Source organism: Ruminococcus sp. (assembly GCF_024691275.1).
In the GTDB taxonomy this organism is placed as follows: domain Bacteria; phylum Bacillota; class Clostridia; order Oscillospirales; family Ruminococcaceae; genus Ruminococcus.
On the sequence record NZ_JAILNU010000071.1, the window covers coordinates 17,651 to 28,861 of the forward strand.

The 11,211-nt window shown below is 40.1% G+C and carries 6 protein-coding genes; 5 read left to right on the forward strand and 1 reads right to left on the reverse strand.

What is annotated here, in order from left to right:
• Positions 1–91: 91 nt before the first annotated feature.
• Both K6G33_RS08425 and K6G33_RS08430 read left to right on the forward strand, forming a co-directional pair.
• Positions 92–1,576 carry a hypothetical protein gene (locus tag K6G33_RS08425; protein WP_296778293.1) on the forward strand — a complete coding sequence of 495 codons (1,485 nt, stop codon included), beginning with the start codon at positions 92–94 and terminating at the stop codon, positions 1,574–1,576.
• 69 nt (positions 1,577–1,645) lie between these two features.
• On the forward strand, positions 1,646–2,461 hold the full coding sequence (locus K6G33_RS08430; protein WP_296778295.1) for a class B sortase: 816 nt from the start codon (positions 1,646–1,648) through the stop codon (positions 2,459–2,461).
• 296 nt (positions 2,462–2,757) lie between these two features.
• Here K6G33_RS08430 and K6G33_RS08435 read toward each other — a convergent pair whose 3' ends face one another.
• The gene (locus K6G33_RS08435; RefSeq protein WP_296778299.1) at positions 2,758–5,316 is read right to left on the reverse strand and encodes a family 43 glycosylhydrolase; all 2,559 of its coding nucleotides are present in this window, start codon (positions 5,314–5,316) and stop codon (positions 2,758–2,760) included.
• Between the two features lie 373 nt (positions 5,317–5,689).
• Between K6G33_RS08435 and K6G33_RS08440 the strand changes: the two genes are divergently transcribed.
• The 3 genes from K6G33_RS08440 (at position 5,690) to K6G33_RS08450 (ending at position 10,812) form a co-directional block, all read left to right on the forward strand.
• The gene (locus K6G33_RS08440; RefSeq protein WP_296778301.1) at positions 5,690–6,988 is read left to right on the forward strand and encodes an EAL domain-containing protein; all 1,299 of its coding nucleotides are present in this window, start codon (positions 5,690–5,692) and stop codon (positions 6,986–6,988) included.
• A 452-nt stretch (positions 6,989–7,440) separates the two neighbouring features.
• Entirely contained in the window at positions 7,441–8,862 is a 1,422-nt protein-coding gene (mgtE, locus tag K6G33_RS08445; RefSeq protein WP_296778303.1) for a magnesium transporter, read from the forward strand.
• Positions 8,863–9,216: 354 nt separating this feature from the next.
• Positions 9,217–10,812 (forward strand): leucine-rich repeat protein, encoded by a 1,596-nt coding sequence (locus tag K6G33_RS08450; protein WP_296778306.1) that lies wholly within the window; start codon positions 9,217–9,219, stop codon positions 10,810–10,812.
• The last annotated feature ends 399 nt before the right edge of the window (positions 10,813–11,211 follow it).

The following is an 11,211-nucleotide window of genomic DNA, read 5'->3' on the forward strand; positions in this document are numbered from 1 at the left end:
AACTGTATGCCAGGGATGAACCACCATAGGGGATCCTGTTTTTTCAAGGTAAAAGGGAAAAAAGATTGTAATTAATGAAAGGATGATATTAATGAAAAAAACTATGTTTAAAAAAATTACAGCTTCTATAACAGCTATAATGGCTTTAACAGCAATGGCACTGCCTACAGGAGCATCTGCCGTAAATTCACCTACTATAGATGCGCTTCCTGCACATAAGCTTGAAACATCAACCGCAAATGCGGAAATTGTAGTAAATAAGGACATAGTTTTGTACAATTCCGAAGGAAAGTTCATTTATGAACCGAATATCGTTTACAACTACGAGGTAAGCCCTGCGAATGTAACTAACGCAACTATCACTACTATCGACCGAGACGGCAATCCTGTAGTTCTGACTGTTCGTTCCGGAACTTTAGAGTCAATAACATCAATTGTTGACGGCGGCGATGACACAGCTCCAACAACAGCAGGAACTGCTGCGGTCAAGAATGGTACTATCACATTTGGTAAGGATAATACAACTACCAAGAGTACAAACTTGGAAGCAACACCTCCTGTTAATGTCAGCACTGACTATAAGTATACAAAAGGCATGACGATAAATATCAATGCTAACAAGATATATGATCCCGATAACGACGGCAATCAGGATAACGGTCCAGGTGTTTATCGTTATCTTATCGAAGATGTTACAACTGAGGCAACATATACAGCATCAGGAGTAACTGATGGCAAAGCAGCCAATAAGATATACCTCGATGTATATACTAAGTATAATACTGAGAGTAACGGACTTTTAATATACGGTTACGTATTACTTAAACAAACAGAAGACGGTGCAGATACAAGTATCGTATATGACAGTACAACAACGGACGAAACAGTCAAGATAGATGGTTTCGTAACCTCTTCCGAATGCATAAACGTATCCGAAAACACTGTAATGCCAGCCAATATGAAATCAGATTCATATCACACTTACAACTTAGTCGTTAAAAAGCAGGTTGCAGGTGACCTCGCTGACAAACAGCATAAGTTCCCGTTCGAGATAACGCTCAGCAACAGTTCTATTACAAATAGTGCTGACTTTGCTGTAAACAATAACGGTGGCACTCATACTCATCAGAGTTTTACAACAAATTCATGGGCATCTGCCAGCGCGTCAATTCCGGGAATTGATTTCAAACTGAAACATGGTGATATAATCAATATCATTGGTTTACCTACAGATACGAAAGTCGTTGTAAAAGAAACTAATGATTTAAGTGATATCTATGCAGTTTCCGCAGACGGAAACGGAACTGCGCTTTCATTAAAGAATTCCGACGGTTCCGTTACCGGTTCATCTATTCAGGTCGAGAAAAACGGTACAGCTGAGCTTGTAAACGGATTTGCTATCAATACTCTTTCACAGGCAGATAAGCTCACAGTAACAAATACACTGAGAGACGTATCCGTAACAGGTCTTATCTTCAGCATAGCACCATTTATATTCTTAACTGTTGCAGGTATCATTCTCTTCGCAGTATTCATGCACAATAAGAGAAAGAACAAGTCAGACAACATGATCTGATGAAGCGTAAAATAATTGCAGTCCCCTCCTGCCTGTCAGGAGGAGACTGCCCCACAAGGCGGTGAAAATATGTTAAGATCGGTAAGATTCTGGATAGCTGCGGTACTCGTTGTGACAGCGCTGATATGTACGATACAAAAGCCGGCAATGCTGCCCTCTCCGAGCAGCAGTAACGTGCAGCATCAGACCGTTGCAGCTCCGCATAAAGGATCTGCCGATCCGATCGCCTCCGAAACGGTCAATGTTTCTGATACCACTGCGGTATCGGAAACGACTGCCTCGGAGCTTAAAGAGTACGCCGCTTCTGTTCCCATTGTCTCGGAGCATAAAAAAATGGACATTTCCGACCGTGTAGACATACTTTCCGAAGAATACAAGGACTTTATCGGCTGGATCTACATTGCAGATTCAGACATAGATTATCCCATTGTTCAGGGAACGGATAATCAGTATTATCTCTACCATGCTCCCGACGGAACAGAAAATGAAGTAGGTTCGATCTTTCTGGATTATCAATGTGCCAGTGACTTTTCCGATAAGCAGAATATACTCTTCGGACATAATATGCAATCGGGAATGTTCGGCGATATCAGGTCGTTCAAAGAAAGGGAGAAATATGATTCACACCGATACGGCTGGATATTTATGAATGACCGCCGATACCGGATAGATTTTTATGCCCTTGCCATAGTCAACGCCTATGATCCTATGTTTGATCTGCCCGTTGACGGTGCAAAATGGCAGAAATGGATAAAGGACAACAGTATCTACTACACGGAAGGCATCATTTCAGACGACGATGTCTGCGTAGCCTTGTATACCTGCGCCTCTGACTTTGACGATGCAAGAGCGCTTTTTGTGGGGAAACTGGAAATGCTGAAATAAAGTCATACGATAAACGCATGACTGCATTATCCATGCCCTCCGAAAGCACAAAAATTTGCCATTGCAGTGCAAATATAGCACAAAGTACTCCCTGCATATCTTGCAGGGCTTTTTTATTGCGTTGAGCGCCTTGTCTGCGAAAAATTCGTGTTAAAAGTCTTTGGAAAAGGCTGCGGGGCAAACCTTTATGCGGAAAGGTTTGCCCCGTTAATTTCATGTAAATTTTCTATATGATCCCCACGCTTATGCCGATACGCTATTTTGTAAGAGTGGAGAATCAAGCTTAGATAAACAGATCAACTGAGCTTCCAGCTGTCAACGGAAGCCGAAGCGTTGAATAAGAAATAGAGATCATTCTTGCCGCTGAGATCCTTAACAGGTACGGTTATCTCCTGCATGGAGCCGCCTGCTGGTATTTCAGCATATGCAACTGCTGTGCCTGACGCACTGCCCTTGCAGACCTTTATGATACAGCCGTTCTTTGCAGATGCCTTGATAGTAAGGCTATTTGCACCGTTTTTGCAGTCTACGCCTGAAACACGATACCAGCTGCCCTTATTCGCCTGCACTATGGAATCACCGCTGCCGCTGATATTTATACCTCCCTGATGTGAGAAAGTAGCTGCACGGGAAGTTGTAAACGGATCAAAGGATTTGATCTGTGAAACGCCTGCTTTAGTACCCTTGACCGGCTGCATTGTACCGTCTGCGTTAACAGTTATCTTGTCAATATGAGTACTTCTGTAGCCGCCCTTTATGCCCATGCTGTCCTGAAGGTACTGCGCGTGATAGAACAGGTACAGCTGATCCTTGAACTTGAGAATAGTGTGATGATTGTTTCCGCCTGTACCGAAGAATGTCGAAATGCCCTTGAATACTTCACCCTTATAGGTAAAAGGTCCGAGAGGACTGTCGCTGACCATATAGTTGATAGCACCGTTTGTTATTCCGAGATTATTGCCGACTGTATTGAAATTAGAGCAGTAGCTGTAATAGTACTTGCCGTTGTACTTGTGGATACCGCTGTCCTCAAAGAGATACGGCGGATCAATAGTTACAGGTGTACCAACGATAGATGTCATATTGTCGCCCAGCTGAACAGCTCTTGCTGTCTTTGGATGTGCATTCTGATTGTTTGGTACACCGCCTCCGAAATAGAGGTATGCCTTTCCGTCGTCATCAACGAAAACGGCAGGATCAAACAGCCATGTTACATTATTGCAATTAGGAGTTGAACGTGAGATAAGTGCCTTTCCGATAGGGTCTCTCCACGGACCTGTAGGACTGTCAGCTTCCAGAACTGCGATACCATTGCCGCTGTTTGCAAAATAGATGAAGAACTTTTCTTTGCCATTTATTGTCTTGTGACAAGCTGTAGGTGCCCATGAATTACCGCCCCACTTGCAAAGTCCGTTCTTACCTGCTGCATTTATCAGACCGTGGTCTGTCCAGTTCACAAGATCGTCAGAGGAGATACAGCGCAGGCAATTTATCGTGTTGTAATCGTTTTCCTTGATATTGTTTCCGTTGTATATGAGATGATCGTCGGTCATGTAAATATAAACTCTTCCGTTGTACTCCATAACGCCGGGATCAGCGCCGAAATAACGGGAGATAAGCGGATTATGCTCGTTTTCTTTTTTATAGGATTTTTCGAGATTCACACTGCCGAACTTCTGAGCCATTGCCGAGAAATCTACCTGAGCTACAGGCTGAGTCGTAGTAGTCGTTGTCGTAGTCGTAGTTATCGGTGCGGTAACTGTCTTGATATTATTGGAATAGCTCTCAGGGAGCTTGTCGATCTTGCCTAAAAGAAAATTCTGTATAGCAAGAGAATCGTTTGCAGTGATACCGCCGCCTGCTTCGCTTACGTCAGCGTTATATGCACCGCCCTCGCTGAACTTGTACTTGTCCGGATTGGCGAGCACCTGCATGATGAAAACAACGTCGCTCATATCAACATCGCCGTCACAGTTAGCGTCGCCCCACTTTTTGACCTTGGAGTTAAGTAAGTTCCTGAGATCCTGTGCAGGCGCAGATGTTACAGTTGTTACAACAGGTGCAGTTGCAGTCGTAGTTGTAACTATCGGCTTAATTACGTCGATCTTCGTGCCGGACTTTGCAACGATAGCTTCGTCAATAGTAAAATCTTCCGTGCCCTCTTCTGTTTCAACATAGAGAATATATTCCGAACCCTCAGGAAGCTTGTAGTTCTGATTTGCAAGCTGTACGTATCCGCCTGAAGAACGTCCGTCAGCTATATGGGCGTACTTGGTCTTGTCAGAAGCGTCCTTGTACTGGAGAGACAGCATCATGTTGCCTGAGCCCGAAACAGCTACGCTGAAGCTGTAACTCTCCCCTGCCTTGAAAGTATAAGCATCGAGAGTTTTCTGAGCTCCGTTCCATGCCTTTGTTCTGTCTGATACTATCAGAGCCTTGCTGCCTGAGTAAGCTTTTCCGCCCACAGAAACGGCAGCATCGCCTCTTCCCTTCCAGTTATCAGTACCGCTTTCAAATGTGTCATGGTAGTAATAGCCGTTAGCATCAGGCTCAATAGGCTCGGAAGCTGCCAAAGTAATTCCCCACTGTGAATCATAAAGCGTCGGCTTGCTGCCTGCATCATCGTTCGTACTGCGTCCCGACACTTCCATGCCATCTGTCCCGTTTGTTCCGAGTCCTTCTTCGGTATGCAGACATACTCCGTCACCGTATTCAGACCGGCCGCCGTAAGATGTCTCAAAATCATTTGAGGCTGCATCCTGTACGTATGCCTGAAACGAAGACAACGGCAAACAATTAACCATCCCTGCACTTAATGCAAGCGCTGTTACAGCGCTCATAATTCTTTTTTTCATTAAGTATTACTCCTTTACCCCCGTACATAATATCCTCATATCCTCGCTACATACGGAGCTTCATTTAATTCCCCTATTTTTGAGGACCTTTTACGATCCTATGTATATAATCGAAGCTTTTAGTATAAATCAGACGAAAATTTGAATTTTTCTAAAAAAAATTTGTATGCAAGACTCATCATTCACTGTAAGTCCGCTAAGCTTGCGGCAGAAGCTTAATACTCTCGATCACTCGCCGCACTTTTATTAAAATTTTTCAAAATTCATATTGAATTGGCAGTAAAAATATGATACAATATCTTTGAATTAATATAGATTTATGCTTTAAATAATCAGAGATATGAAAAAGTCATAATGAAAGGGTGGACATCTTATGAAGTATTCAGTTGAAGATATAAAATTAGCATTTCATAATAACGAGTTGACCGCATATTATCAGCCACAGTATGATACAATTAACGGACAAATGACAAGTGCAGAAGCTCTCGTCAGATGTATAAAACCCGACGGAACAGTCATTTCACCTTCTTTCTTTATTCCTGTCGCTGAAGAATCCGACCTCATAACGGAAATTGACTGGTATGTCACAGAGATCGTATGCCAAACTCTTGTAAAGCAGAAGATGATGCCTCGGTTTCCGATTTCAGTAAACTACTCACGAAGGCATATCCGTGAAGAAAACTTTGCAGAAAAGCTCACAGCTATTGTTGACAAATACGACCTTCCGCATCAGTTGATCGAAGTGGAAATAACAGAATCAGCCATGATCGGCAATGAGGACAAGCTTCTTGATTGGATCATGTCTATAAGGAATTCAGGCTTTAAAGTAGCTATCGACGATTTCGGCAGCGGACTTTCTTCACTTCAGTTTGTTAAAGATGTTCCGGCAGATGTGCTTAAAATCGACAAATCTCTTCTTAGTCATAACTGTGAGGACGAGAAAGAACGCATAGTTCTGGAGAGTATTTTCACATTTGCACACAGATTAAATATAAACACTGTTGCCGAAGGCGTTGAAACAAAGGAACAGCTTGGCTTCCTGAGAAGCTGTGACTGTAACAGGATACAAGGATATCTTTATGCCCGACCTATGTCGGAAGAAAAATATATCAAGCTTTGTTGTGAACATAAAGTCGTTGAAGAAGCGACGGATATCCTGCAATCGCAAAGTGCAGCAGGTGCAATGAGCCTTCTTATCAATGCCATATTCAAGAGGTATCCGCTTGTCATTTTTACAAATCTAACAAGGAACTCTTTCTATATGATGGCATATGATAATTTCACATCTACCTCATGTCCGTCTGCCGGCATATTTGATGAACTGATCGTTCACGGCGCAAATAGTATGCATCCTGATGACAGAGAGAAATTTGCTGCGACATTTAACAGAACAAAACTTATAGAGGACTATAATTCAGGAATCCGGACACTAAGACTTATAACCCGTCAGCTTGGTGATGATGGCATATACAGACGAGTAGAAACAGTTGATTACTTTGTAAAGAGCAATTACTCAGATGATGTACTTGCTATCACACTCTGTGAAAATCTGCCTGACGATCAGGAAACCATTGAAGCAATTAACGCTGATATTAAAAATATCACGGAAACACACGTCGATGAGATCATGGAAGTAATAAAGAAACATCTATGTTTAAATAATCTTCTTTGATATATTGTCAGTAATTTTCATAATAAGAACGAACTAAAAACAGCTCCTCATGGTTTAATGGATATGAAATGAAAAATAAAGCCTGAAATAACAGCTTTGCCACTTATACCGCATTTTCAAGCAAAAAATATTATGTAACAAAAAGCTCTCACAGCCGAAACTGTGGGAGCCTTATTGCTTTTCGTATGTTGACATCAGTATCGTTTTGTGTTAAAATAAATATATATCAAGAAATACGGAGGTGAATCAAGTGGCTAACAGTGACAGTTGCGGGACTGGCGGGCGTAAACAGTATCAATTCAAACGCAGCGGGACTGTTGTTAGTTCCGCTTGATCGTGCTACGCTTGAATAAATGATAGTTGTTTCCCGTATGTGACCTGCTCAGCTCATATACGGGCTTTTTATGCCCATTTGTCCCTTCTGCTTATTTTTAGATCAGGAGGATTAAAGAATGGATAATAGGGAGATTTTACATACAGCAGAAACAGCGGTCAAACCGGATTACACTGCTGAAATCACAGAAATACTTCGCAGCAACGCTACTCCGAAAAAGCTGATGTATAAGCTTGAAGATTATCATGCTAACGATATTGCTGACGTTCTGTCAACGCTCTCGGAAAAAGAAAGAAAAAAATTCTATCGTATCAGCAGTACAGATATGCTTGCTGAGATATTTGAATTCTTTGATGAAGAAAACGCCGGCATTTATCTTAAAGAGATGGATGTCCGTAAAGCCGCAGCTGTTGTTTCAAAACTGGATACAGATACTGCTGTTGAAATACTCAGGTCGATCGGAAAAGAAAAACGCAGCTTAATAATTGATGCAGTTGATCTTGATGTTCAAAAAGAGATCAAATTGATCGCTTCATTTGATGAAGATGAGATAGGCAGCAGAATGACAACAAATTGCATCATAATCCATGATAATATGTCTATCAAAGAAGCAATGAATGAGCTTGTGCGTCAGGCTGCCGAAAACGACAATATTGCAACTCTTTTTGTTGTAGATGATGATGATGAATATAACGGTGCAATTGATTTGAAGGATCTTATTACTGCACGCAGCGGAAAGCCTTTGTCCAGTATTATTGCAACTTCTTTCCCATATGTATATGCAAATGAGCAGACCTCTGATTGTATTGAAAAACTTAAGGATTATTCTGAAAATATCATTCCTGTTTTGGACGAGAGTAACAAGCTTCTCGGCGTTATTACAGCACGGAACATAATTGAAGCTGTTGATGACGAAATGGGTGAGGATTATGCAAGGCTTGCAGGTCTTACCGCAGAAGAAGATCTGAACGAAACACTTTTGCAAAGTATGAAAAAACGTTTGCCATGGTTATTGACGCTCCTTGTGCTTGGTATTGGCGTATCAACTGTTGTAGGCGTGTTTGAAAAGGTCGTTGCACAGTTGACTCTCATAATGGCATTTCAATCTTTGATACTCGATATGGCAGGTAATGTCGGAACACAGTCTCTTGCTGTGACTATTCGTGTTATGACGGACGAAAACCTATCTTTCAAACAAAAAATGCATTTGGTAATAAAAGAGATAAAGATCGGTTTGTGTAACGGTTTTCTTCTTGGAATATTGTCGTTTATTGTAATCGGTCTATATATAGCAATATTCAAAGGGAAAGATATGTTGTTTTCATTTGCAGTGTCAGGATGTATAGGTATTTCGCTTATGATCGCTATGCTTATTTCCAGTGCCGTCGGTACGTTAATACCTCTTTTCTTCAAAAAAATCAAAGTTGATCCCGCTGTTGCTTCTGGTCCGCTTATTACAACGGTCAATGATCTTGTTGCCGTAGTTTCTTATTATGGAATCAGCTGGATCTTACTGCTGAATACTCTTCATCTGGAATAATTTTATTGCACAGGGAATTGTCAGGAAATGTGCTGTCAGAGGGGCAATTTTTGAAGAATAATCAAAAACAGAAGACGGATATAAACAGTATAAAACAGCGTTTTTTCAGCTGCTCTTTTGGATATCACTTTTATGCTGATTGATAGGATAGTTGAATGTAAGCTTGATTATACATAATGCAATATTATTAACATTGTGTGAACGAATTTCACAAAATTTCACTTATTGTGATATCGAATTCATTGACATTTAAATATATTTATGCTATACTATCCATGCTGCAGCATTATACTAACTAAGGAGAATTAAAACATTACCTTAAAAACCAATTCAAAAAAAGTTATCGCATCTTTAATGGCACTTTCAATAGTAGCATCAGGTGTACTTTCAACAGAAACAAGTGTATTCAGCAAAATAGTGCAGACAAATATTATTTCTGCTTCAGCTGCTATCAGTTACGGTGACTGGGAGTATGAAGTAAACGTTTTAGATCCACATACTGTAACGCTTACCAAATATAATGGAAACGACGAGTATGTCTTTATCCCTGAAAATATTGACGGTCATACTGTAACTAAGCTTGGCGAAGGATTGTTTCAAGGCAATACAATTATTACAAGAGTAGCTATTCCTCAGGCTGTAGATAAAATAGGCGATTATGCTTTTGCAAACACGCCCAATTTAGAATCAGTATCTTTGTCCACAGTACTTGATGAAATAGGAGATCACGCATTTTTCAATTCAGGTATTTCTAATATTTTAATACCATCTGCTAATGTAATTGGCTGTAATGCATTTGAAAACTGCGTTAATTTGAAATCAATCAAATTACCTAATAATCTTGAAACATTAGAATATAGAGCATTTTATGGATGCAATAGCCTTGAATCCGTATCTATCCCTGCATCAGTTACTTGGCTTGGAAGTGAAGCATTTGCCAATTGTACAAGTTTAAAACAAGCTACTTTCAAAAAATATCCTGACCATTTAACAGGAAATATATTCGCAAACTGTACTGCTCTTGAAAATATAAATTACCATAATGATGATAAGAGATTTGTTCATGATATTATCTATACAGGAATGATAGAAGGATGCCCAAATTTCAAGAAAGTCAACAATGAGAATATTGTAACTTACGAAAGCCATAGATATAATCCTTATTCTAAACCAATAATGAGAGAAGATTTCATGGAAGAAGTAATGAAGGATTTTGTGTATGTTGATGAACATAGAATAAGTTTCTTTGAAGAATATCTTAAAGGAACAATAGCGTACATTGCAGGTACTAATACACATATTATTGGTAGTTCAACCGTTTTGACAACAACTCAGAAGATTAAAGCGCTGCATGATTGGGTATGCAACAATGTTGATTATGCATATGATTCAAATCATGAACCCGATCTGTCTTGGGAAAACGCTTCTGATTCTACAGTATTTTTACAAAAATTTGCTATTTGCGAGGGCTATGCAAGAGCATTGACACTCCTTCTCCGCGAGGCAGGCATTGAGGCATACTTCGTACATAATCCTGGCGTACATGCATGGTGTATGGTAAAAATTGGCGATTATTATTTCCATGTTGATGCCTGTCATGATGATACTGATTCGGGACCATATTATGGTTATTTTCTTGTATCCGATAAGGATGTCAATACGGGCAATTCACACAGTAAATGGGAAATCGCATCCCCATGGAATTCCAGAATAGATTATACTTTACCACAAACGCCTATTTGTGAGCGCTCATTAGGTGATGTCTATAAAGATAAAAACAATCGAATTGATAGTAAAGACGTTCAGCTTATCATGGATTATATTTCAAATACTGTACCAATGCCTGATCCTTCCAGTCTTGAATTCTTACTCGCAGATGTAAATTGTGACGGTAAGATAGATTTGAATGATGCAGATATAATTGATTCGTGGATTGATCCATTTGCATAATATGAAAATTTATACTTAATATATATCGCACTTAGCGATGTAATCCCCTTTGAGCAGACGCACTGAAATGTGTGAAAACTCTGAGGGGATTCTTTTGTCTTTCTTGGATTTTTTATTAAAGCGTGTATAATACCGATCTTTGAGGTTCAGTTTTCGGGATAGCAATAACTCATTTACTTCGTTGTTTCATGTTCCTAATAGATTTGTAAATATAAATATTTTATTATCCATAGCTACCGTCAGGCTGTATCATCCAAGCTGCCTTTGTCAATAAAAAACTGAGCCACAGCGCTAATAAAAAAGTGAGCCGGTTTTGATAAAAAAATAATGAGCCACTAATCATTATTCATGGTCGAGTCGATGCGGTAAGATGAGCTGCAGTTCATATTAAGAACGAAG

Excerpts from the sequence above, each read along its gene's own strand:
- K6G33_RS08435 (WP_296778299.1), bottom strand. The coding sequence starts at position 5,316 with ATGAAAAAAAGAATTATGAGCGCTGTAACAGCGCTTGCATTAAGTGCA.
- K6G33_RS08440 (WP_296778301.1), top strand. The coding sequence starts at position 5,690 with ATGAAGTATTCAGTTGAAGATATAAAATTAGCATTTCATAATAACGAG.
- mgtE (WP_296778303.1), top strand. The coding sequence starts at position 7,441 with ATGGATAATAGGGAGATTTTACATACAGCAGAAACAGCGGTCAAACCG.
- K6G33_RS08450 (WP_296778306.1), top strand. The coding sequence starts at position 9,217 with ATGGCACTTTCAATAGTAGCATCAGGTGTACTTTCAACAGAAACAAGT.
- K6G33_RS08430 (WP_296778295.1), top strand. The coding sequence starts at position 1,646 with ATGTTAAGATCGGTAAGATTCTGGATAGCTGCGGTACTCGTTGTGACA.
- K6G33_RS08425 (WP_296778293.1), top strand. The coding sequence starts at position 92 with ATGAAAAAAACTATGTTTAAAAAAATTACAGCTTCTATAACAGCTATA.